Source organism: Drancourtella massiliensis, from assembly GCF_016900655.1.
Classification (GTDB): Bacteria; Bacillota; Clostridia; order Lachnospirales; family Lachnospiraceae; genus Sellimonas; species Sellimonas catena.
In genome coordinates, this window is record NZ_JACJKH010000014.1 from 16458 (window position 1) to 40478 (window position 24021).

The following is a 24021-nucleotide window of genomic DNA, read 5'->3' on the forward strand; positions in this document are numbered from 1 at the left end:
TATAGTATGTTTATAGGAGCAACCTGTAATATAGGATATGTATCAAGGAAGGTGAGGAGTGATGGACAGTGGAGAGAAATGAGATTCCGGGGCAGGGGGCCTGCAGGATTGAGAGTGGATTCTGGAACCGGTATATCGGGGTGATACGGAATGGTGTAATTCCGTATCAGTGGGATATTTTGAATGATCGGAGAGAGGATGCCGAGCCCAGTCATGCGATCGACAATTTCCGGATTGCGGCAGGTGAGATGGAGGGGGCGTTTTACGGGCAGGTGTTTCAGGACAGTGATGTGTATAAGTGGCTGGAGGCTGTCGGAAATATTTTAATGCTGGAGCGTGATCCTCATCTGGAGGAGCAGGCGGATTCTCTGATTGATCTGATTGTAAAAGCGCAGGAGCCGGACGGGTATCTGGATACCTATTTTACGATTCGGGAGCCGGACAAAAAGTGGAGTGATCTGCTGGAGTGCCATGAGCTTTATTGTGCGGGGCATATGATCGAGGGAGCGATTGCTTATTATCAGGCAACGGGAAAAGAAAAGATCTACCGGGCGGCCTGTCGTCTTGCGGACTATCTGACGCAAATCTTTGGACAGGAAGAGGGAAAGATGCACGGTTACCCGGGGCATCAGGAGATTGAACTTGCATTGCTGAAGCTGTACGAGGTTTCGGGAGAAGAGCAGTATCTGCGGCTTGCTTCATATTTTCTGGAGACCAGAGGGACGAACCGCTTTTTTGAGGAGGAGTTTGAAAAGCGCGGAAGGACCACTTTCTGGAACGGGGCAAAAATTCCGGAACCCAATGAGAGGTACAATCACTATCCTTATAGCTATTACAATCAGTTTCATGCACCGGTCCGGCAGCAGGAGACGGCGGTTGGCCATGCGGTGCGAGCCATGTATATGTACACGGCGATGGCTGATCTTGCGGCAAAGACGAAGGACCAGGAACTTTACCGGGTCTGCAGAAGGCTGTGGGATGATGTGACTACAAAGCAGATGTATCTGACCGGCGGAATCGGTGCGACTTCGTCCGGAGAAGCGTTTACGCAAGACTACGATCTGCCGAATGATACGAATTATTCCGAGACCTGCGCGTCCATCGGACTGATTTTTTTTGCTCATAGAATGCTGCAGTGCGAAACGGATTCGGTATACGGGGATGTAATGGAGCAGGCTCTGTATAATACTGTGCTTGGCGGAATGAACTATGAAGGGAACCGGTTTTTCTATGTGAATCCGCTGGAAGCGGTTCCGGAGGTAAGCAAGGCAAATCCGGAGCGGCATCATGTCGGGACTCTCCGCAGGAAATGGTTCGCATGTGCCTGTTGTCCGCCGAATCTCGCAAGGCTGATCGGAAGTCTTTGGAAATATATTTATACGGTCGGGGAAAGCCGGGTCAATGTCCAGCTGTATATTGCAGGGACTGCGCATCTGAATACAGGGGGACAGACGCTTTCGGTCATCCAGAAAACAGAGTATCCGAACGATGGCAAGATCAGCTTTACGATTCAGGGTGATGGAGAAAGAGATATTGAATTTGCGCTTCGGATTCCCGGCTGGGCAGAAAACTGGCGCTTTACGATCAATGGAGAAGCGGTGGTGCCGGATCAGGTTGAAAAGGGATATGCTGTGTTTTGCAGGAGTTGGAAACAGGAGACCACGATTCAGGCAGATTTTGAGATGAAAGCACAGTTTGTCGGGGCAAATCCGAAGATCCATTATGATCTTGGCAGGGCGGCCATGACAAGAGGACCACTGGTGTACTGCCTGGAGGAAGCGGACAACGGGCCGCGTCTGGATGAACTGGTGCTGAATACGGAAGCGGGAATCCGGGAGACGGCCCGTCCGGAGTGGAATGGATATGTGGAGCTGGATGCAGATGCTGTCCGGATCAAACTGCCGGAGGGGCAGGACCTTTACATGCCGTATCGTCCGGTGAAGGAAAAAGTCAAAGTCCGGGCTGTCCCGTATTATTTGTGGAACAACCGGGGTGAAGGAGAAATGCAGGTCTGGATGAAAGCAGATTGACAGATAAAGAAAGAGGAGGAATGGGTATGAATCCGTATATTGGACATGATTCGCAGATCTGGAGTGTGGAAGAACACCGCCTTGTAGGCGGAAAAGGAGATGGAATGCGTCTGCTGGAAATCAGCAGCGGGACAGGGGTGCATCTGACGGTGTCGCTGGACCGTGCGGCGGATATTTCCAGACTTCGGTTCCGCGGAATCAATATGGGGTACTTTTCCCCGTGCGGGTATGTGGGACCGGCATATTATGACAGGAGAGAGAATCATTTTCTCAAATCCTTTACAGCAGGATTTTTGACCACATGCGGTCTGGAATCGGCAGGCGTGCCGTGTGAAGACGGCGGGGAACAGGTGCCGATGCACGGTTCGATCGCCAATGTCCCTGCGGAATATTACCGGTGGGAGGAGGAAGACGGCGAGATCGTTGTTCATGCGCAGATGCGGGACGAGGTGATTTTTGGCAGGAAACTGAAGCTGATAAGAGAGATCCGGGTCAGCCTTACGGAAGCTTCGTTTACGATCTGTGACAGGATTGTCAATGAAGGAGACCGGACGGAGCCGATTGAGCTTTTGTACCATATGAATATGGGCTATCCACTCCTGGATGAAGACAGTATTGTGGAAGTATCCTCGGAACAGGTGCGCCCGCGCAATGCCCATGCGGCAGAAGACCTGGAAAACTGGATGCATATGGAGAAACCGCAGGCAGGCTATGAGGAACGCTGTTATTACCATGAATGTAAAAAAGAGGGTCGTGCGTCCATCTGCCAGCCGAAACTTGGAATCGGCCTGGAAATCCGGTTTGATCCGAAGAAACTGGACTGCTTTACCGAGTGGAAAATGATGGGCGTCCGGGATTATGTGCTTGGCCTGGAATGTGGCAACTGTTATCCGGACGGCAGAGATGTCATGAGGAGGGACGGCCGCCTGAAATTTGTGGAACCGGGAGAGACCCTTATCTATCATGTGAAAGTGCGTTTGTTCGAGAAATAGAGAAACCGGGCAGAAAGGATTGTATCCTCCAGACAGAAGTTTTATAATAGACATTACGTGAAAAGGGGGATATACAAATGAGAGGAAAAGAGAAGGTGGACAGATCCGGATATTTATTCAGCAGCCGGGATCTGACGGCTTTGCTGATTCCGCTGGTAATTGAGCAGCTTTTATCCGTACTGGTCGGGATGGCGGACAGCATTATGGTAGCGAATGTAGGAGAAGCGGCGGTTTCCGGGGTGTCGCTGGTGGATAATATCATGGTGCTTCTGATCAACGTGTTTTCTGCTCTTGCAACCGGAGGTGCCGTGGTTGCAGGGCAGTATCTTGGACGAAAAGATAAAGAAAAAGCCAGACAGGCTGCTACACAGCTTATCTGGTTTATTACGATCTGTGCAGTTGTGATTACCGTACTGATTTATCTGTGCAAAAGCTGGATTCTTCATGGAGTGTTTGGAAAGATCGAAGAGGATGTCATGCGGCATGCAGACATTTATCTGATGATTGTGGCGGCATCTGTTCCGTTCATTGCATTATATAACGGCGGTGCGGCTATTTTCCGTACAATGGGGAATTCGGAAGTTTCCATGCGGGTGTCTGTTATTATGAATATTATCAATGTGACAGGTAACGCATGTTTGATTTATGGACTGCACAGGGGAACTGAAGGGGTGGCTGTTCCAACGCTCATATCCAGAATGGTGGCGGCGATACTGATCATTTCTCTGCTGCTTCGTCCGGGTCAGACAATATCCATGGAGAGAAATCTACATTACCGTCCGGACTGGCAGATGATCAGGAACATTTTGAAGGTCGGAATTCCGAATGGACTGGAAAACAGTATGTTTCAGCTTGGAAAGATCATTGTATTGAGCCTTGTTTCTACATTTGGTACATATGCAATTGCGGCCAATGCGGTTTCCAATACTATTGCTTCTTTTCAGGTTCTTCCGGGAATGGCCATCGCACTGGGAGTGACGACGGTTATTGCCAGATGTGTGGGTGCCGGAGATTATGAGCAGGTTAAATACTACACAAAGAAACTTATGATCATTACATATTTGAGCATGATTGTAACCAATACGATTATTCTGTTTGTACTGCCGTGGATTTTAAAAGCGTATCATTTGTCGAAGCTTACGGCATCCACAACGACACAGATTGTCGGATTCTATGCAATATGCAGTGTACTGATCTGGCCGCTGGCATTTACAACACCGGCTGTATTCCGGGCAGCAGGAGATGCAAGGATGTGTATGGTTATTTCTGTGGTTTCCATGTGGATTTTCCGGATTATTTTCAGCTATATTCTGGGACAGTATTTTGGAATGGGTGTATTTGGCGTCTGGGTTGCCATGATTATCGACTGGGTTGCCCGCTCTGTCTGTTTTCTGCTCCGCTTTAAAAGCGGAAAATGGAAGCATGAAGCAATTGTCTCCTGAAAAAGAAGAAAATCAGGAACCGGGAGCTGCCTGCTGCTTCCGGTATTCTCTTGGCGACATGTGAAAGCGCTCCTTAAAGGCACGGTTGAATGTGCGCAGACTGGTGAAACCGGCATTCATGGCAAGTTCAGTAACCGGAAGCGAGGTGTTCTTCAACAGCCCAAGTGCACAGTTCAGACGAAGGTCATTTAAATACTGGTTAAAGTTTGTATGAAAAACGGAGGAAAAGACACGGGAAAGCGCAAACTGGCTGTAACCAAGATCTTTGGCCATCCGGGACAAAGAGAGCTCTTCTGTAAAATGTCCTGCCATGTAGGAGACGGCATCAAATACAATGTCCTGCCCTGTCAAATCCTTTTTGGGCTGTAGAGAGAAAAGCGAAAGTGTCCGGGAAAGGATGATCTGGGTGTAGGACTGACAAAGCACTGAAGTCCAGGCAGGGGTTCCAAGATTCAGAAGAGACTGCAGGGCATACGTAATGTCCGGATGGACGTCTGCCGCAGACAGGACAGGATATTCAGGAACAAAGTTTTGAAGATGATCTGAGAATGGACCCGAAAGCGAAGGGGCGGCAAGCAGATAAACTGCCTGACAGAACGCGCTGTCAAAGACCTGATAGTGGTGGATCTGCTCAGGAAATACAATTCCGAAATCGCCGGTATTCATATGGAAAAGCTCTGTACCGATGCCAAGTTCCAGCGTACCACTGGTAACAAAAATGCATTCCAGTGACCGGTGAAGGTGGGGAGGAACATGGACAGAAGTCTTTTTCTCAATTTCCATACTGGATTCTTTCAGTTCATAAAAAAAGTGCATATACATATCCCTCCTGCAAAATCTGGCCGGTTTCTCCATATATTTGACAAGAATTATAGCGAAAATTAAGCTACAATGCAATCAAAATTAAAAGGAGGTGCCGGAAATGCTTAGAAAATGGAGTGCATTTTTAAGAGAGTCTTTCGAGACATGCATGGAGCAGATCTACACAAGAGATCTTTTCTAACAGATGGCGGGAAGGACAATGAAAGACAAAAGAAAAAGGCGGTTGCCGTGATCCGGTCAGGAATCAGACCGGTTACGGCAGCCGCCTTTCATCATGTTTCAGTTTTTCTTACAGGGAGCTGTTATGCTCTCTCTTCGCTCCATTTCAGGAAGTTTCCTGTATTTGCATCAATTTCGAATTCATACTCGGTCTGCTGGTAGATGATATCTCCTTCGTAGATATATTTTCCATCATCATGTTCCAGCTCCATGCGCAGATCCTGCTCGGTTGCGCCCGGAACCCGTTCCAAAGCTGCGGCTTTTGCGTCCGCTTCACTGATCTGAACATTCGGAGTCTGGGTAGTTCCGGTATTGCTCTGGGTATTGTTCTGAGTATTATTCTGGGTGTTATCCTGGGTGCTGTTCTGGGTGTCATCCTGTGACTGAGCCGTGTCTGTATTGCCGGCAGTGTCTGTGCCGCTTTGAATCTGACTGCGTCCGTTTCCTGTAGTTTCCGTATCGTAACTCAGGATGTCGCCGTTTTCTGCGTTGATTTCATAATCATATTCGGTATCACCGGAACTGAACTTGATTTCATAAGTGGTTCTTCCGTCGTCCCGTTCCTTAGAAGACTGGAATCTGGAAATATCAGATTCAGCTACGCCTGCATTTTCCAGAGCGATCTCTTTTGCCTTTGCTTCTCCGATATCATTTCCTCCTCCGCATCCGGCCGCCAGACCGAGAAGTGTAAGGGTAACTGCTGCTGTAACAATCATTCTTTTTTTCATAATAAATCTCCTTTCTATAATGTCCCTCTGGTTTTTCGGGGTGTTTCTTTTGTTGTTAATGAAAGTATAGTACCCAAAGATTAAAGGAACATTAAAGAAAATGAGAAATTTAATTTTTTTCTTCCGGAAGCAGGAAGGTAAGGGCAGTACCTTTGCCAAGGGTACTTTCGGCGGTGATCGTACCGCCATGTGCCTCGACAATCCATTTCACCATGGAAAGTCCAAGTCCGGAATGACCGGATGCGCTCCGGGAGGTGTCTGCCCGGTAAAACCGTTCCCAGATGTGGGGCAGATCTTCTTTGGAAATGCCGATGCCGTCATCTTCTACGGAGCCGGCGATAAATCCGTTCTGCCGGAAACAGGAGACGAAAATGTGTCCGCCTTCTCTTCCATAATAAATAGCATTGGAAATCAGATTGACAAGCATCCGGATATAAAAGGTTTCGTCTGCGGAAGCATACAGTTCCGGCTCAATCTGTGTGCTGATTGTAATCTGTTTTTCTTCAGCCAGAATTGACTGTTCTTCGCAGACCATCTCGGTGAGTTCGCTGAGATTGAGTGATTCCATCTGAAGCTGCTGTCTTCCCTGATCTGCCCTTGAGAGCAGCAGAAGCTGGGAAATAATCTGAGCCATATTCCGCGCCTTTTTTTCGATCAGTTCAATCTGCTGACGGTGTTCACCGTTCAGGGTTTCGTCGGCAAGTGCCGCGTCACACTGGGCCAGAATCACGGTAATCGGAGTACGAAGCTCATGGGAAACATCAGAAGTAAACTGCTGTTCCCTCCGGAAGGCATGTTCAATCCGGTCAAGCAGCTGGTCAAATGTATCGGCAAGCTGATAAATTTCATCGGTTCCATTTCCAAGCTCGACGCGTCGGGAAAGATCCTGGTTTGTCTGAATTTCCTGTACCGTATCCGTGATCCTGCGGACAGGGCGGAGCGTCCTTCGCGTAAAGAGATATCCGATCACTGCAGTCAACACAACCAGAAGCGGAAGCACAATCATGGCGAAACGGAGCGTGATCCGGAAACTGGATTCCGCCTCTGTGACAGAGGAAATTCCGCGGATATAGACGAGTCCATAGCCGGAAATCCGGTGGGCAAGGTCAAACACGTACCACTGACGGCCGGAATCGGAAAGTGTCTGGAGCTGTCCGTCGGAAAAATCCGGCTTCAGATCAAATCCGTAGGGAATCCGTCCATACAGAAGCTCTCCGGTCTCCGTATAAAGGGACAAATACACACCGCCGTCCAGATCATAGAAATCCGAATCCAGATCAAAAGAACCGTCTTCCCATTCGACATCCTCCATGCTTTCCTGCACCTGCTTTTTCAGTGTATTCTGCGTAGAAGCAAGAATCTCCTGATTGCTCAGGGAGAACAAAATCGCAAGAGCCGCGCAGGTCAGAAGTGTCATGAAAAAGGAATACAGTAATGTTACTTTTAATTTTAAAGATAATCGTTTCATGATACCACCTTCAGGACGTATCCGGCGCCCCGTACTGTATGAATCAGTTTCGGCTCGTACCCGTCATCGATTTTGCGGCGGAGATAGCGGATATAGACATCGATAACATTGGAACCGCCGGTATAGTCATAATTCCAGATATGCTGTTCCAGCTTGTCGCGGGACAGCACGATTCCTTCATTCTGCATCATGTAGCGGAGCAGGGAGAACTCTTTCCCGGAGAGACGGATTTCCGTATCCCCGCGGAATACCTGATGGGTATCCAGAAGGATCTTCAGATCTGCAGTCTGAAGACAGCTGGATGGAGTCTCGGCAGGTTTGCGTAGCAGTACCCGGATTCGTGCAAGCAGCTCCTCAAAGGCAAATGGTTTGACAAGATAATCGTTCGCTCCGGCGTCAAGACCTGCCACGCGGTCTTCGATGCTGTCTTTTGCAGTCAGAAGAAGAACCGGAACGGTACAGCCTCGCTGACGGATTTTCTTTAAGACACTTAAGCCGTCGAGTACCGGCATCATAATATCCAGGACCAGGGCATCATATTCGGCGCCGGCCATATATTCCAGCACTTCCCGGCCGTTTTTACAGGAATCCACGCTGTAGTGTTCGGCCTTCAGACGTGAAGTAAGAATCTGATTCAGATCCTTTTCGTCTTCTGCAATTAATATACGCACATGCATCACCCTCCTTTGATACTTTCCAGTATAAATCAGATCCGAAAAGAAAGAAACAAAAACTTGACACCGGATGATAATCGAAGTATGATGGTATAGGAAATCGGTAGGTGAGGTTACCACAGGGATCTGGGACACCTAAGATTGCTGCCGCTAAATTGTGGAGACACAATGCGCTGGTCAACAGGTTATGTCGGCGATAAGGCATAACCTAACGCAGTTTTTATGCCCTGTGATACTAAAGCTTGTACGTAAGAAAGGACAGGATCAGGTATCTCCGGTTTTTGCCGGAGATTTTTTTGTTTCACAGGAAATTTCTTCCCTGTAAAACAAAATGTTCCACGGAATGAACAGTAACGTCCGATAAAAGAAAGGCAGGTGAGGTGCAATGGATGCTGGAGGCAGTTATGACTCGTATTGTTACATGGAAAAATTCATAAAAGAAAGTAGGGATTGCTATGAACAGACAGATTTTAACAGACCTCTTGAAGAAAAAAGAGTTCAAGGCAGTCAGAAGTATTCTGGAGGTCATGAATACCGTAGACATTGCAGCTCTTCTTGCCGAGCTGGAAGATAAGGAAATGATTCTGGCGTTCCGCCTGATTGAAAAAGCAAAAGCGGCGGAAGTATTTGCGGAGATGAGCAGCTCCATGCAGACTTATCTGGTGGAAATGTTTACGGAAAAAGAGCTGAAAGACTTGATTGACGAGCTTTACATGGACGACACGGTCGATCTGCTGGAGGAGCTGCCGGCCAATCTGGTGACGCGGATCCTGGAGCAGGTCGATAAAGAAAGACGTGCGCAGATCAATACGATTCTGAATTATCCGGAGGACAGTGCGGGCAGCATCATGACGACGGAGTATGTGGATCTGCGCCGGACGACGACGGTCAAAGAGGCCATGGACCATATCAAAAAGACCGGGATTCACAAGGAAACGATTTATACCTGTTATGTGCTGGAAAACAGAAGGCTTGTCGGGATTGTTTCAGCCAAGGATCTGATGACAATGGACGATGACATGACGATGGAAGAACTGATGGAGACAGAGATTATTTCCGTCACAACCCACACCGACCAGGAGGAAGCAGTGCATCTGCTTTCCAAATACGACCTTCTGGCACTTCCGGTTCTGGACCAGCAGGGGTATATGGTTGGAATCGTGACGGTTGATGACGCAATGGATGTCCTCGTCGATGAGACGACAGAAGATATGGAAATCATGAATGCATTAAGCCCGAGTGAACAGCCATATTTTGAAACAGGCGTGATCAAACACGCAAGAAACCGGATCGGATGGCTTCTGGTGCTGATGCTTTCCGCGACGCTGACACAGACGATCATCGCGCACTATCAGGAAGCATTTACTGCCGTTCCGCTTCTCGTTTCCTTCATCCCGATGCTGACGGACACCGGCGGAAACTGCGGCTCCCAGAGCTCGACGCTGATTATCCGCGGTATTGCCCTTGACGAGATTCATTTTAAAGATATTTTCAAGGTGATTTTCAAAGAGTTCCGGGTGGCCATTCTTGTGGGAGCGGCTCTTGCGGTAGTCAACGGAATTTATATGGTGATCCGTTACCATGATCCGATGCTGGCACTTCTTGTATCGATCTCACTTGTTGCGACAATTCTGATCGCGAAGCTGATCGGATGTGTGCTTCCGCTTGTCGCAAAGAAGCTGCGCCTGGATCCGGCCATCATGGCGGCGCCGCTGATCACAACGATCGTGGACGTCTGCTCTATCATGGTATACTTTCAGGTGGCAACACACCTGTTACATCTTGTTTAGAAAAAAGCATAAAGAATAAAAAAACAGGAAGAGTTCCGGCCTGGAAACTCTTCCTGTTTTTTACTCTTTATTCAGTTTCTTTTTCCGGTATTTCACACACTCGGTCAAAAGATATTCGATCTGCCCGTTCATGGAACGGAAATCATCTTCTGCCCATTGGGCGATTTCGTTATAAAGGCTCTGGGAGAGCCTTAAAGGGACCTGTTTTTTGGCTTTTCCCTTTTCAGTCGTATTTTTCTCCAAAATGTGTCCCACCTTTTCCTGATTTTAATAGATGGTACCGCTGTTTACGATCGGCTGCGCGTCCTTGTTGCCGCACAGTACGACAAGAAGATTGCTGACCATGGCGGCTTTGCGTTCTTCGTCAAGCTCTACAATATCATTTTCATTCAGCTTATCCAGAGCCATCTGCACCATGCCGACTGCACCTTCCACGATCTTCTGGCGTGCGTCAATGATGGCTGCGGCCTGCTGCCTCTGAAGCATGGCGGACGCGATCTCCGGTGCGTAAGCCAGATGGGTGATACGCACGTCAATGATCTGGATACCGGCATCTTTTACCTTTTCCTGAAGCTCCAGCTGCATGATATCCGCAATCTCCTGGCTGCTGCCGCGCAGAGACTTTTCGTCACCCTTTTCGCTTGTGTCGTAAGGATACATGCGGGCCGTATTCCGGATGATGGCATCGCACTGGATGGAGAGGTAGTTTTTATAATTCTCCACGTTGATGACAGCCTGCGTCGGATTTACAACCTTCCAGATGACAATGGCGCCGATCTCCACCGGATTTCCCAGTTCGTCATTGACTTTCTGCTTTGCATTGTCGAGAGTCATTGTCTTAAGAGAAATCTTTTTCGCGGCAGGCGTTACGGAAGTACGTCCGCCGGCTGAAACGGTAAAACCGGCTTTGTTTCCTGTCGGGTTGATTGCCGAGCAGAAAGGGTTTACCCAGTAGTAGCCGGACTTTTTGATCGTGCCGTAGTATTTACCAAAGAGTGCAAATACAAGGGCTTCGTTCGGATTGAGAATCTTCAGTCCGCAGTACAAAATGATGGCAACAACGAAAAGGATGATGCCAAGCGTCACGAGAACACCGCAAAGTCCGCCGGATACCCGGTCCATGCTGTAAAAAACGGGTCCTGCGATAAAAAGAGCGGTACCTGCTATCAGTACTACGGTACTGACAAACAACATGAGAAAACCGTTCAATGCGTGAATAATCCGTTCCTCCTGGATCAGGGATTCTTTTGCCTCCATAACTCTTCCTCCTTCATTCAAACATGAGTTAAAGTGATATTATTTTGATATCATAATAGATCTTAAAACAGGTCTTGTCAAGGGAAATCCGAATTGAAAATGAGAAAAAACAGAAGTATAATAAAGATAGAAATCTTTGATCAGAAAATCCGCTGGTGTAAAGGAAAAGAGGTGTTCGTATGAGAGCAGTAAGAAGGGAAAAAGTGGAGGCTATGAGTCCGGTCTGCATTTATACGGCAGGCGACAGAATCGAGGCCGAGATGCTTTTGGAGGCACTTCAGAGAAACGGCATTCAGGGATTCCGCGAGGCCAGAGGGGCCGGAGGAGTTATGGATGTGTATACGGGGAATTCGATCTTCGGAGAGAAGATCTATGTAGATGGACGGGATACGGAGCAGGCAGGAGTAATTATCGAATCGATTCTTGCGGAATCTGAGATAGATGTGGAGCCGGAAGATGAAATTTCAGATCAGGAGGTCAAAAATCCTAGATGGCTTCAGGTCAGTGTAGGGATTCTTCTGATTCTTTTGACTGCGGGAATTCTTGTAAGCATCATTCTGTAGACATCAAAGGGAAGGCGGTATCGTTTCCGGCCGGATTTTGTCGAGCGTTCGGAAGGGATACCGCTTTTTTAATGCGGCGCTTTGTGATAAACTGTACAGTAGAAATAGATAACTGACGACAAATACGCCTGAGAACAGGAGGAAAAACATGAGATTTAATACACAAAAATACAGACAGCTGGAATTGTTTATTAAGACAGAACCTGGGAAGACAGGCAGACTTCATATGATTTCCGGAAGCGCGCGCAAGATGTTCCGGATTGACCAGTACAGAAAGTGGATGCGGATCGCTGTCAACCAGGGAACAACCTATGAGATGACGCCCGAGGACTGCGAGATTTCCTACGCGTATTTAAGCGGATGTGAAAATATCATGGAGCGGGGAATCTGCCTGATCCAGGACGGCAGATTTTACGGTAAAAGCCAGTGGGCAGGATGGTACGATACGCCGGTGCGAAATCAGTTTCATCTCTCACCACTGAAGGGATGGATGAATGATCCGAACGGCTTTTGCTTTTATCACGGATACTATCATCTGTTTTACCAGTTTCATCCATTCTCGGAAGAGTGGGACAATATGTACTGGGGACATGCAGTCAGCCAGGATCTGATTCACTGGGTACACCTCCCGGTGTGCATGGAGCCGCAGCAGGAGATTCTGAATCATCCGGAACTTGTGGGAGGAGCGTTTTCGGGGACTGCGCTGATTGATGATGAGCAGAAAATGAGGCTGTTCTTTACAAGACATATCGGAAAGCGGAAAGAACCGCAGAATATGAGGGAATACCAGGTCATGACGGAAAGCTGGGACGGAATTTCGTGGGAACGGGAGAGCCGGATTATCGATGGACCGGAAGATGAGGAAATCCAGGATTTCCGGGATCCGAAAGTATTTTTTGAAGATGGCGAATACAAGATGATCATCGGCACACGGACAAAGGAACACCCGGCGGTTGCGCTTTATAAGTCCTACAATCTTGTGCAGTGGACGTACTGTCAGGAGATCTTCGAGGAAAAGCAGGAGGAAGGATGTTTTCCTCTGGAATGCCCGGATCTTTACAAACTGGACAATCAGTGGGTGCTGACAGCCGGATACTGCGGCAATGTGGACGAGCACGGAAGGAAAAACGGGACCTATTACCATATCGGAGAATGGTATCAGGATCAGTTCCATGCGGAGACGAAGGGACTATATGATTTCGGCGCGGATTTTTATGCCGTGCAGACACTTGAAACCGAGATCGGGAGAGTTGCCATCGGCTGGATCAGCGATGTTGCAAAGGAACATGTCAAATCAGTAAATGGAGCCTGCGGAAGCATGAGTATTCCGAGGGTGCTCCATGTCAAGGATGGAAGGCTGTACCAGAATCCGGTTCAGGGAATTTATCAGCTGATCCGTTACCCGGTCTATGAAGGATGTGACGAGAATGTGGAACTTTCCGGAATCGAAGGGAACACCTACTATGTCAGACTGGAACTGGAACATTCGGCGGATTTCCGCATGACGCTTTATAAATGGAAGGACCGCAAGCTCTATCTGGAGCAGAAAGACGGACAGTGCCGTTTCCGGACTGTCGGGGAAGGAGCGAAAAATATTCTCTATCCTGCGGACATTGATCAGGTGACAGTGGTGGAAGTTTTTGTGGACCGGAATGTCTGCGAGGTATTTTTAAATGAAGGGCAGGCGGCAGGAGCGAAGAAGTTTTATCAGCAGTCCGAGATGGGGAACTTTGAGTTCCACGTACAGGAAAAGGGTGCGGTGAAATCCCTGCTTGTAGAAAAGATGGAAGGAATATGGTAAGAGAAGATGAGAATAAAAGCAGTACTCTTTGATATGGACGGTGTTCTGATTGATACGGAAAAATACCTGACCCGGTTCTGGAGACAGGCGGCAGAAGAAGCCGGGCTTTTGCTGACAGAAGAGGATTCTTATCAGTTCCGCAGTTTTGCCAGCAGGTACGCTGCCCCATGGTTCGCAAAGACGTATGGTGAGCAGTACGATTATTGGGCTATCCGGGAGCGGAGAAAAGAGCTGATGAGCGAGCATCTGAGAGCAAATGGAATCGAGAAGAAGGGCGGTGTGGACGAAGTGCTCTGCGGGCTTCGGGAAGCCGGATATCAGACTGCCGTTGTGACGGCAACGGACGAAGAGCGGACGAGAAGCTATTTAAGTGAAATTGGAATTCTGGATCTGTTTGACGACATCGTCTGTGCTACTATGGTAGAGCGCGGCAAGCCGTTTCCGGATGTGTATGAATATGCATGCAGGAAGATCGGAAGAAAACCGGAAGAATGTGCGGCGGTGGAGGATTCGCCAAACGGCGTTCGTGCGGCATCCGGCGCCGGCTGCTGTGTCATTATGGTGCCGGATCTGACACAGCCGGATGAGGAGCTTTTTTCGCTCATTGACCGGAAGGCAGACACACTTTGTGACATTCCGCAGATTATCCTGGAATGGAACAAAGAGGAAGAGTAAAGTCAGAAACTGGAGGAATACAGATGGGAACATTTCGGATTATCAAAGGAGATATTACAAAATGCAGAGCGGATGCCATCGTCAATGCGGCGAATCCATCGCTGCTTGGAGGAGGCGGAGTGGACGGCGCCATCCACCGGGCAGCGGGACCGGACCTTCTGGAAGAGTGCCGTACTCTCAATGGATGCAGGCCCGGTGAAGCGAAGATCACAAAAGGCTACCGCCTTCCGGCGGACTATGTCATTCACACACCGGGGCCGGTATACCGTGGCGGAAACTGTGGAGAGGAACAGATTCTGGCCTCCTGTTACCGGAACAGTTTAAAGCTTGCAGCCTGCTATGAACGGAATACTGTAGCCTTCCCGTCCATCAGTACCGGAATCTACGGATACCCGGTTTCCCTTGCGGCAAAGACGGCTGTCAGGGAGATTCTTACATTTCTTCATACCCAGAGCACGGTCCGGGAAGTGGTGATGGTATGCTTTGATGAAGAAACAAAGAAGGCCTACGAAGAGGCATATCAGGAAATCGGACAGGCCGAATTTGTGATCCGGAAAGCCAAAGAAACGGATCTTGCGGATATTCAGAAACTGATGGAAACAACCGTTGCTCATATGGAGAATCCGGACTGGTTTTACGAAGACGGGAAAGAATTTCTGGAAGTGTGTGTAAAGGAAGAAGAGAACGCCGGATTTGCAGTCATTGCAAGGACTAAGCAGGAGGGAATTCCTGCAGGATGTTTTCTTGTGGAGATCCCGGGGGATGTCCCGTACAACCTTGGCAATGATCTGGGATTTTCAAAAGAACAGCTGCTTTTGTCGGCGCATATGGATACGGCAGCTGTGGATCCTCTTTACCGCGGGCATCATCTGCAGGACAGGATGATGGAAGTCTGCGAAGAGGAAATGAAGAAACGGGGCATGCGTTATCTGCTGGCGACCGTTCATCCGGACAACCCGTACAGCCTTTCCAATGTGCAGAAGCGGGGTTACGGAATCCGGGCGACGAAAGAAAAATACGGCAGATCGCTTCGCCATATTCTTTGTAAGGAAATATAAGCCATGGGACAGACAGCTCCCATGGCTTTATTTTCATGAGAGGAAATCCTCTTTCACACTCCTTTTTGCGATAGAGATAAATTTTTTCAAGGGTGGGTTATCCACTCCTTTTTTATAGAAAATTCCGTAGGATAAAGGATCCGTGCCGGCGAGAGGAATGTAGCACAGCTGTTCATCCGGGAATCGGGACTGCGGAAGGATGCAGTATCCATATCCGGTACGGACCAGTGTCAGAGCTGCCTGATAATTATCACAGAAGTAAACCGATTCGGGCGGCAGATAACCGGTGATGCGGTTCTGATATTCCAAGGCGCCGGCAGGAAGCGCATAGGAGTTGCAGAAAACAAGGCGTTCTGAAAGAAGATCCTGTTCGTAAACTTCCTTTTTTCCGGCATAGGCATGACCGCGCGGAAATACGCAGCAAAGCGGGATATGGAGCAGTTCATCGTAAACGACGTTTCCTTTTAAAGGGATGTCGCTTTGGAATCCGATCAGAAGATCAAGCTCTCCCTGATAAAACAGATTCAGAAGCGAGCGGTGTGAGATGATTCTCAGAAACGGATGAAACGCAGGCATCTCCTTTAAGCAGGAATCGAGAATGCCGTTTAGAAAATCAAGGTGGGCCTCGCTTCCACACCCGATGGAGACCACCTGCATGGCAGCAGCGGTGTGGTGCTGAATTTTGGCGGTAGCGTATTTCAGTCGTTCTATGATCTGCTTTGCATCGTCAAGAAAGCTGATTCCGGCAGGGGTGAGGCGGACAGTCCTTGTGGTCCGGTGCAGCAGTTTGGTATCCAGTTCCTCTTCCAGAGCATGAATCTGGCGGGAGACTGCGGACTGGGTAATATTGAGAGATTCAGCGGCTCTTGCAAAGTTCAGGTTTTCCGCCACCTGGACAAATGTTTTCAGCTGTTGTGTATTCATGGTTCCGTTCCTTTCTATTATTGCGTTTGTAGCATTAATGATACCATTTTTTCATTTTTCATTCAAGGAAATTTGTGATTTAATAAATAGGAGACAGTTCGGAAGCTGACAAAAAGCATCCGGTACTGGAAAAATTAAAAATAAGGTAAAAGAGTAAATGGACAGGAGGTTTTTACAGTGAGAAAAGTATTACAACAGCTGGGAAAGTATAAACGGGATACCTTTCTGTGTATTGGACTGACCGCTCTCGAAGTAATTATGGAAATACTCATGCCCTTTGTTACGGCCATTATTATTGACAGAGGACTGGAGCAGTCGAATCTTTCCGTCGTATATCGTTATGGTGCCCTGATGATTGTCATGGCATTTCTGAGCCTGATCTTTGGAGCGATGGCAGGAAAAAATGCTGCAAGCGCCGCATCCGGTCTGTCCGCAAATCTGCGGGAGGCAATCTATGCCAATATTCAGACCTTTTCCTTTTCCAATATTGACAAATTCAGTGTGCCTGGACTTGTTACACGTATGACAACGGATATTACCAACGTGCAGAATGCCTACATGATGGTGATCCGCGTGGCAGTCCGGGCACCGTTAAACCTGATTTTCAGTTTTACCATGTGTATGATTATTAACCGGAGACTCAGCGGCATGTTCCTGATTGCGGTTGTGTTCCTTGTGGTTGTAATTGGATCGATCATGGTCATCACTCTGAAAATTTTCCGTCAGGTTTTCCGCCGGTATGATGATTTGAACGCGAGTGTACAGGAGAATGTCACTGCAATCCGTGTGGTAAAAGCATTTGTACGTGAAGACTATGAAAATAAAAAATTTGCAAAAGCATCCAGGATTCTCTACGATCTATCCGTTAAGGCAGAAGGACTTCTGGCATTCAATAACCCGGCCATGATGGTTGCGGTTTACTTCTGCATTATTTCCGTCTCCTGGTTCGGCGCGCAGTTTATTGTGGAAGGATCACTGACAACAGGAGATCTGACCAGCCTGTTCAGTTATATCATGTCGCTTCTGATGAGCCTGATGATGCTGTCCATGGTAGTGGTTATGATCAGTATGTCCATGGCAAGTATCCGCCGTATCAGTGAAGTGCTCGATGAAAAGCCGGACCTGACAGATCCGGAGAATCCGGTGATGAAAGTTGAGGACGGCCGGATTGATTTTAACCATGTGAACTTTTCCTATAAACATGGAAGCGGTAAAAATGCTCTTTCTGATATTGATCTTCACATTAAAAGCGGTGAGACAGTTGGTGTAATCGGAGGAACCGGTTCCGGGAAAAGCAGCCTTGTCAATCTGATCTGCCGGCTCTATGACGTGGATGAAGGCTCTGTCTGTGTAGGCGGCGTGGATGTCCGAAAATATGATACCGAAGTGCTTCGGAATCAGGTTTCCGTTGTGCTTCAGAAAAATACCCTGTTCTCGGGAACGATTCTGGATAACCTAAGATGGGGAAATCCGGATGCCACAGAGGAAGAGTGTATTGAGGCATGCAAAGCAGCGTGCGCGGATGAATTTATTGACCGGATGCCGGGAGGATATGAAACCCGGATCGAGCGGGGAGGAGCCAACGTTTCCGGAGGACAGAAGCAGCGTCTGTGTATTGCGCGTGCACTTTTGAAAAAACCGAAAGTACTGATCCTTGATGATTCTACCAGCGCGGTAGATACGGCGACCGATGCAAACATCCGGGCAGCCTTTGCAAAGAAGATTCCGGGAACAACAAAGATTATTATTGCACAGCGTGTTTCCAGTGTGGAGTCCGCAGACAGGATTCTTGTTCTGGATGAAGGAAAGATCGATGCGTTCGATACACATGAAAACCTGCTGAAACACAATGCAATTTATCAGGAAATTTACAACTCGCAGCTGGAAGGCAGCGGCGACTTTGACCAGCCGGCATAATCAGAAAGGAGGAAACAGTGTTATGAGCGAAAAGATCAATGAAAAACCATCAGGATCCAGAGTAAATACAGCCGTCAGGCTGATCAACAGGGTCATTCGATATATGCTTCATTATTACAAAATTCCGTTTTTGATTGTAGTTATCTGCATTTTGATTACTGCCATCGCAACTGTTGTAGGGGCGACATTCCCCCAGACGTTGATTGATGATCACATTACACCAATGCTCGAAAGCGGCTCCAGGGATTTCAGCAGTCTGGCTTCAGACCTGATTCGTCTGGTATGCATAATGGCAACGGGAGTTATCACGGCATTTACCTATAACAGGATCATGGTCAATGTCAGCCAGGGAACGATGCGGCATTTAAGAGATGATCTGTTCCGCAGGATGGAGTCTCTGCCGATCAAATATTTCGACACCCATGCACATGGCGATATCATGTCGGTCTATACCAATGACGTGGATACATTGAGACAGCTTTTAAGCCAGAGTATTCCGCAGATTATCAACTCCGTGATATCCATGATTGCAACATTGATTACAATGATTATTTTAAATCCGGCGCTTACCGTTATTTCCATCTTGACAGCATGTATCATGCTGCTTGTAACAGCCAACTTTTCCAAACTGTCCGGAAAATATTATGTCCGCCAGCAGATCGATCTTGGTGCAGTGGATGGATTCATCGAAGAAATGCTGGACGGGCAGAAGGTTGTGAAGGTGTTCTGCCATGAACAGGAAGCGATGGCGGATTTTCACAAAGTCAATGAACGGCTTCGTGACAGTACAAACAAGGCGAACCGTTATGCCAACCTGCTCATGCCGATTAACGCCAATATCGGGTGGATCAGCTATGCGCTGGTGGCTATTGTAGGAGCAATCCTCGGGATCAACGGGCTGGCAGGAGTTACCATCGGTACTGTTGTTACCTTTGTGGGACTGAACCGAAGCTTTACCAACCCGATTACCCAGGTAAGCCAGCAGATCAACTTCGTGGTCAATGCGGCAGCCGGAGCACAGCGTGTCTTTGAACTGATGGATCAGGAGCCGGAGAAGGACGAAGGATATGTGGAACTGGTCAATGCCGAAGAGGATGAGAACGGCAATCTGATTGAATCCCCGGTGCGGACCAATATCTGGGCGTGGAAACATCCGCATAAGGCGGAGGGCACCATTACATACCGCAGACTGGAAGGCGGCGTTGTATTGGATGATGTCGATTTCGGATATAACGAAGACAAGATTGTCCTGCACAATATCAGTCTCTATGCAAAACCGGGACAGAAGATTGCGTTTGTCGGCGCGACGGGTGCAGGAAAAACGACGATTACAAACCTGATCAACCGGTTCTACGATATTGCGGACGGGAAAATCCGGTATGATGACATCAATATTAACAAAATCAAAAAGCAGGATCTGAGAAGATCTCTTGGTATGGTCCTTCAGGATACCCATTTGTTTACCGGTACGGTAATGGAAAATATCCGGTACGGAAAACTTGACGCCACGGACGAAGAATGTATCAAGGCGGCAGAACTTGCGAATGCGGACGGATTTATCCGGCGGCTGCCTGACGGCTATAATACCATGCTGACGGGAGACGGATCCAACTTAAGCCAGGGACAGCGGCAGCTTCTCGCTATTGCCCGGGCGGCAGTTGCGGATCCGCCGGCACTGATTCTTGATGAGGCGACTTCATCTATCGATACCCGTACCGAGAAACTCGTACAGGCCGGAATGGATGCCCTCATGAAAGGACGGACCACCTTTGTCATTGCCCACCGCCTGTCTACAGTCAAGAATTCAGACTGCATTATGGTTATGGAACAGGGGCGTATCATTGAACGAGGCACCCACGATGACCTTATCGAGGCAAAAGGAAAATATTATCAACTCTATACAGGAAACTTTGCTTCCTAGAGACACATCTCTTTTCAGACAAAGCTCCGCCCGGCGGGATTCCTTCTCCCGCAGGCGGAGCTTTTGTGTGTGAGAAATGATTGCCTGGGATGAAAGATTGGATTACAATAAAAGGAGAAGAAAAAAGAAAGCGGTGAAGACAACATGAGCAACAGATTTGAAAATGTAAAAAAGAATTTTGGATTCGGATGCATGCGCCTTCCAATGAACGGCGAAGAAGTAGATCAGCAGGAATTTACCAGGATGGTAGACACCTTCCTGGAGGCCGGATTCAATTATTTTGACACGGCCAGAGGCTACTTAAAAGGAAAAAGCGAGACAGCCATCCGGGAATGCCTTGTAAAACGGTACCCAAGAGAAAGCTTTATTTTGACAGACAAACTGACAGAACCATACTTCGAGACAGAAGAAGATATCCGCCCATTCTTTGAAAGCCAGCTGGAAGCGTGCGGCGTGTCCTACTTCGATTTCTACCTGATGCACGCACAGAACGCAGAAAATTATAAAAAATTCCAGAAATGCCACGCCTATGAAACAGCTCAGAGATTAAAAGAAGAAGGAAAAGTCCGCCACGTCGGAATCTCCTTCCACGACAGCGCCGAAGTACTGGATCGCATTCTCACAGATCACCCGGAGCTGGAAGTCGTACAGCTCCAGTTCAACTATGCAGACTATCTTGATGAAGAAGTACAGAGCAAAGCCTGCTATGACGTCTGCCGGAAACACGGAAAGCCGGTCATCGTCATGGAACCGGTCAAAGGAGGAAAACTCATCCGCCTGCCGAAAAAAGCACAGGACACACTCGACGCACTCCACGGCGGAACAAACGCAAGCTACGCCATCCGCTTCGCTGCAAGCTTTGACAATGTCATGATGGTACTCTCCGGCATGAGCGACATGGAACAGATGAACGATAACTTAAGCTTCATGACCCGGTTTCAGCCACTCACACCCGAAGAACAGGACGCAGTCAAAACGGCAGCAGAGATCTTCAACGCACAGAAAATGATCTCCTGCACCACATGCCGGTACTGCACCGACGGATGCCCAAAACAGATCCCGATCCCGGAAATCTTCAACTGCGTCAACGACAAAATTCAGTACGAAAACGAAAAAAGCAAAGAAGACTACCAGACCATCACAAAAGAAAAAGGAAAAGCATCCGCCTGCATCCAGTGCGGCAAATGCGAAAAAGCCTGCCCACAACACCTCCAGATCCGCCAACTCCTCAAAGACGCAGCCCAGATGTTTGAATAATTTTGGGGACGTGTTCCGATTCACCGGAACACGTCCCCAAAATACAAAAAATGCCTTCCAGCCCAGTAAAATCAAGGGCTAGAGGGCTTTTTCTTAAAATTTTCATTGGGGACAGGTTCTGAAACGCCGGAACACGTCCCCAAAACGCAAAAAACACCCGCCAGCCCAGTAAAATCAAGGGCTGGCGGGCATTTTCATGAAAAATTCATTGGGGACAGGTTCCGAAGCATCGGAACACGTCCCCGATGACGTAGAGGATACCGTCGTCGTCGTTTGAGAGTGTGATGAAGTCGGCGGCTTCTTTGACGGCGGGCTGTGCGTTTGCCATGGCAACGCCGAGTCCTGCGGACTGGATCATGGTGATGTCGTTGTAGCCGTCTCCGCAGCAAATCATCTGGTCGGTGGTCAGTCCGATGCTTGCGAGGAGTTTCGCAAGGGAGTGTGCCTTATCGATGTTCTGCGGCATGATTTCGAGGAAGAACGGGTCGGAGCAGTAGATGTTGAGCAGTCCGTGAAAGTGCGGGATGAGCTTGTCTTTTACACGGGCGATTTCATCTGGTTCTCCTGTGATGAGGAATTTGTTGTTGTCTGCCTCGATATGTTCGGTAAATGGTTCGATATGGCGGACCGGGAGCCCGTTGATCCGGGATTCCAGTTCGGTGTACTGGTTCGTGTGGAGCCCGGACAGTATGGCCTTCTCGGAATATCCTACAATGTCGACATCAAAGTGTCTGACGATTTCAAACAGAGGTGCAGCAATGTTTTTTGGAAGGTGTCTGTTGTAGATGATCTCCCGGCTCCGGCAGTCGGTGATGCGTCCGCCGTTGAAGGAGAGAATGTAGCTTCCAAAGCGTTCCAGCTGCAGTTCTTTTGCAAGGGGAAGGACGCCGGTTGTTGGGCGTCCGCTTGCAAGGACTACTTTGATTCCGTTTTCCTGTATCCGGATCAATGCCTTTTTGGTCTGAGGTGTGATCTCCTTTTTGGAATTGGTCAATGTGCCGTCAAGATCCAGGGCGAGGATCTGGTAATCCATCATAATGTTTCTCCTTTTTCCGTGCTGTTGCCTGTGTGGCAGTATCCATTACAGCCGAATTCTTTTAATGTTTCCACAATCTGAGAGAATTTCATGGAATTGGAAGCTTTTACAAGGACGGTATCCCCCTTTTGAAATAAAGAAGAGACGTCGTTTAAAAAGCGTTCTTTGTCCGGATAGTAGAGTACGGTATTGCCGGAGGCAATATTTTTGGCACCTTGATACATGTGTTCGGCCAGAGGTCCGATGCAGATGATCTGGTCGATGCCTTTGCGGGCAGCGTATTCTCCGGTTTCAAAATGAAGGCGGTCTTCGTCTTTGCCTAATTCTTTCATGTCCCCCATAACCGCGGTGCGGCGTCCCAAAGCCATGGCGAGGACATCGAGGGATGCCCGCATGGATGCCGGATTGGCATTGTAGCAGTCATCCAGAATGGTCAGAGTATCGGTCTCAATCTGGTGATTCCGTCCGGATACCGGCTGGAGAGCCCGGATACCGGATTCGATTTCCTCGGCTGAGAGTCCGAAGAGACGGCCGATGTAAGCTCCTGCGAGAGCGTTGTAGACCATGTGTTTTCCTGGAATCGGGATGTCGGCCTGAATCGTTGCCTCCGGGGAATCGCCGCATGCCGGAAGCTGGATTGTGCAGAGTGTTCCCTTGAGTCCTCTGTTTTCAATGTGGGATGCGAAAACCGGAGCGGCAGAATCGATGCCGAAAAATACCGGTTTCTGCCCGCGCACATCAGAGACCGTGCGCAGCATATCATCATCTCCATTTAAAACAACACAGAACTCATCCTGCAGGTGATCGAACATTTCAGTCTTGGCTTTGAGGATTCCCTCACGGGAACCGAGACTTTCCAGATGTGCGTATCCGATATTGGTGATGACACAGACATCCGGCCTTGCAATATCCGCCAGACGGTGCATTTCTCCGAAATGGTCGATTCCCATTTCGAGAACCGCGATTTCATCTTCTTCGGTCAGCCGGAAAATGGTCAGCGGAAGACCGATCTCATTATTATAATTTCCTTCTGTTTTCAGTACGTGATATTTCTGCGCCAGAACAGAGGCGATCAGCTCTTTGGTGCTGGTCTTGCCGACGCTTCCCGTAATGCCGATCACTTTCAGATTCAGCCGGCTGCGGTAATAGCGGGCCAGATCTTTGAGCGCCTGTTCGGTGGACTCTACAACAATATACGGGTACGGGACGTCTCCCAGGGAATGTTCGGATAAGGAGCACAGTGCTCCTTTCTCCATAACCTGTTCTATAAAATCATGTCCGTCTACGCGCGCACCTTTGATTGGAACGAAGAGAAATCCTTCTTCAATCTTGCGGCTGTCAATCGCCACGCCGGTAATCTCCCGGCTGAGAAGCTCTTCCGGTCCGTAGCAGGTGCCGCCGCAGGCGGAGGCAATAGCTGCCAGTGATAATCCTTTCATATGTGTTC

Annotated in this window: 20 protein-coding genes, 1 pseudogene and 1 riboswitch; of the genes and pseudogenes, 12 read left to right on the plus strand and 9 right to left on the minus strand. The window is 48.5% G+C overall.

Annotated elements, in window-relative coordinates:
• Positions 1-68 precede the first annotated feature (68 nt).
• From H6A32_RS08890 to H6A32_RS08900, 3 genes are all read left to right on the plus strand, one after another.
• A complete protein-coding gene (locus H6A32_RS08890; protein WP_204864165.1) occupies positions 69-2030 on the plus strand; it encodes a beta-L-arabinofuranosidase domain-containing protein in 1962 nt (653 codons plus the stop codon).
• A gap of 26 nt (positions 2031-2056) precedes the next feature.
• Entirely contained in the window at positions 2057-3022 is a 966-nt protein-coding gene (locus H6A32_RS08895) for an aldose 1-epimerase family protein (RefSeq protein WP_204864166.1), read from the plus strand.
• A gap of 77 nt (positions 3023-3099) precedes the next feature.
• Complete coding sequence (locus H6A32_RS08900) at positions 3100-4464, plus strand: MATE family efflux transporter (protein ID WP_087167064.1); 1365 nt, start codon at positions 3100-3102, stop codon at positions 4462-4464.
• A gap of 12 nt (positions 4465-4476) precedes the next feature.
• Here H6A32_RS08900 and H6A32_RS08905 read toward each other — a convergent pair whose 3' ends face one another.
• The 4 genes from H6A32_RS08905 to H6A32_RS08920 form a co-directional block, all read right to left on the minus strand.
• Positions 4477-5280, minus strand: coding sequence for a helix-turn-helix transcriptional regulator (locus tag H6A32_RS08905; protein ID WP_204864167.1), 804 nt, complete (start codon positions 5278-5280; stop codon positions 4477-4479).
• A gap of 308 nt (positions 5281-5588) precedes the next feature.
• Positions 5589-6233 carry a PepSY domain-containing protein gene (locus H6A32_RS08910; RefSeq protein WP_204864168.1) on the minus strand — a complete coding sequence of 215 codons (645 nt, stop codon included), beginning with the start codon at positions 6231-6233 and terminating at the stop codon, positions 5589-5591.
• A gap of 109 nt (positions 6234-6342) precedes the next feature.
• Positions 6343-7701: a sensor histidine kinase gene (locus H6A32_RS08915; protein WP_204864169.1), complete on the minus strand. Its 1359-nt coding sequence runs from the start codon at positions 7699-7701 to the stop codon at positions 6343-6345.
• A complete protein-coding gene (locus H6A32_RS08920) occupies positions 7698-8372 on the minus strand; it encodes a response regulator transcription factor (protein WP_087253769.1) in 675 nt (224 codons plus the stop codon). Before H6A32_RS08920 ends, H6A32_RS08915 begins: the two co-directional genes overlap by 4 nt.
• A 95-nt stretch (positions 8373-8467) precedes the next feature.
• Positions 8468-8637: riboswitch (M-box (ykoK) riboswitch) on the plus strand.
• Between the two features lie 193 nt (positions 8638-8830).
• Between H6A32_RS08920 and mgtE the strand changes: the two genes are divergently transcribed.
• Entirely contained in the window at positions 8831-10165 is a 1335-nt protein-coding gene (gene mgtE / locus H6A32_RS08925; protein WP_204864170.1) for a magnesium transporter, read from the plus strand.
• Between the two features lie 60 nt (positions 10166-10225).
• Here mgtE and H6A32_RS08930 read toward each other — a convergent pair whose 3' ends face one another.
• The gene (locus tag H6A32_RS08930; protein WP_087167070.1) at positions 10226-10408 is read right to left on the minus strand and encodes a hypothetical protein; all 183 of its coding nucleotides are present in this window, start codon (positions 10406-10408) and stop codon (positions 10226-10228) included.
• Positions 10409-10432: 24 nt separating this feature from the next.
• Entirely contained in the window at positions 10433-11422 is a 990-nt protein-coding gene (locus H6A32_RS08935) for an SPFH domain-containing protein (protein ID WP_087167071.1), read from the minus strand.
• Between the two features lie 179 nt (positions 11423-11601).
• Here H6A32_RS08935 and H6A32_RS08940 point away from each other — a divergent pair, with 179 nt between their 5' ends.
• The 5 genes and pseudogenes from H6A32_RS08940 to H6A32_RS16370 all read left to right on the plus strand — a co-directional run bounded on the left by H6A32_RS08940 (position 11602) and on the right by H6A32_RS16370 (position 15519).
• Positions 11602-11985: a putative signal transducing protein gene (locus H6A32_RS08940; protein WP_204864171.1), complete on the plus strand. Its 384-nt coding sequence runs from the start codon at positions 11602-11604 to the stop codon at positions 11983-11985.
• A gap of 148 nt (positions 11986-12133) precedes the next feature.
• Positions 12134-13786 carry a glycoside hydrolase family 32 protein gene (locus H6A32_RS08945; protein WP_204864172.1) on the plus strand — a complete coding sequence of 551 codons (1653 nt, stop codon included), beginning with the start codon at positions 12134-12136 and terminating at the stop codon, positions 13784-13786.
• Between the two features lie 6 nt (positions 13787-13792).
• The gene (locus tag H6A32_RS08950) at positions 13793-14461 is read left to right on the plus strand and encodes an HAD family hydrolase (protein ID WP_204864173.1); all 669 of its coding nucleotides are present in this window, start codon (positions 13793-13795) and stop codon (positions 14459-14461) included.
• Between the two features lie 23 nt (positions 14462-14484).
• A pseudogene (locus tag H6A32_RS16365) lies at positions 14485-14991 on the plus strand (O-acetyl-ADP-ribose deacetylase); the annotation flags it as partial.
• A gap of 84 nt (positions 14992-15075) precedes the next feature.
• The gene (locus tag H6A32_RS16370; RefSeq protein WP_243128539.1) at positions 15076-15519 is read left to right on the plus strand and encodes a GNAT family N-acetyltransferase; all 444 of its coding nucleotides are present in this window, start codon (positions 15076-15078) and stop codon (positions 15517-15519) included.
• Positions 15520-15552: 33 nt separating this feature from the next.
• Here the strand turns inward: H6A32_RS16370 and H6A32_RS08960 are convergent, their stop codons facing one another.
• The gene (locus tag H6A32_RS08960; protein ID WP_087167076.1) at positions 15553-16443 is read right to left on the minus strand and encodes a LysR family transcriptional regulator; all 891 of its coding nucleotides are present in this window, start codon (positions 16441-16443) and stop codon (positions 15553-15555) included.
• Positions 16444-16620: 177 nt separating this feature from the next.
• Here H6A32_RS08960 and H6A32_RS08965 point away from each other — a divergent pair, with 177 nt between their 5' ends.
• The 3 genes from H6A32_RS08965 (at position 16621) to H6A32_RS08975 (ending at position 21538) form a co-directional block, all read left to right on the plus strand.
• Positions 16621-18360: an ABC transporter transmembrane domain-containing protein gene (locus tag H6A32_RS08965; RefSeq protein ID WP_204864175.1), complete on the plus strand. Its 1740-nt coding sequence runs from the start codon at positions 16621-16623 to the stop codon at positions 18358-18360.
• Positions 18361-18382: 22 nt separating this feature from the next.
• A complete protein-coding gene (locus tag H6A32_RS08970) occupies positions 18383-20281 on the plus strand; it encodes an ABC transporter ATP-binding protein (RefSeq protein ID WP_204864176.1) in 1899 nt (632 codons plus the stop codon).
• A gap of 144 nt (positions 20282-20425) precedes the next feature.
• Entirely contained in the window at positions 20426-21538 is a 1113-nt protein-coding gene (locus tag H6A32_RS08975; protein WP_087167079.1) for an aldo/keto reductase, read from the plus strand.
• Between the two features lie 205 nt (positions 21539-21743).
• On the opposite strand, the gene H6A32_RS08980 is transcribed toward H6A32_RS08975, so the two are convergent.
• Positions 21744-22574, minus strand: a complete 831-nt coding sequence (locus H6A32_RS08980) for a Cof-type HAD-IIB family hydrolase (protein WP_346342261.1) — start codon at positions 22572-22574, stop codon at positions 21744-21746.
• Complete coding sequence (locus tag H6A32_RS08985) at positions 22571-24013, minus strand: UDP-N-acetylmuramoyl-tripeptide--D-alanyl-D-alanine ligase (RefSeq protein WP_204864177.1); 1443 nt, start codon at positions 24011-24013, stop codon at positions 22571-22573. Before H6A32_RS08985 ends, H6A32_RS08980 begins: the two co-directional genes overlap by 4 nt.
• Positions 24014-24021: the final 8 nt, after the last annotated feature.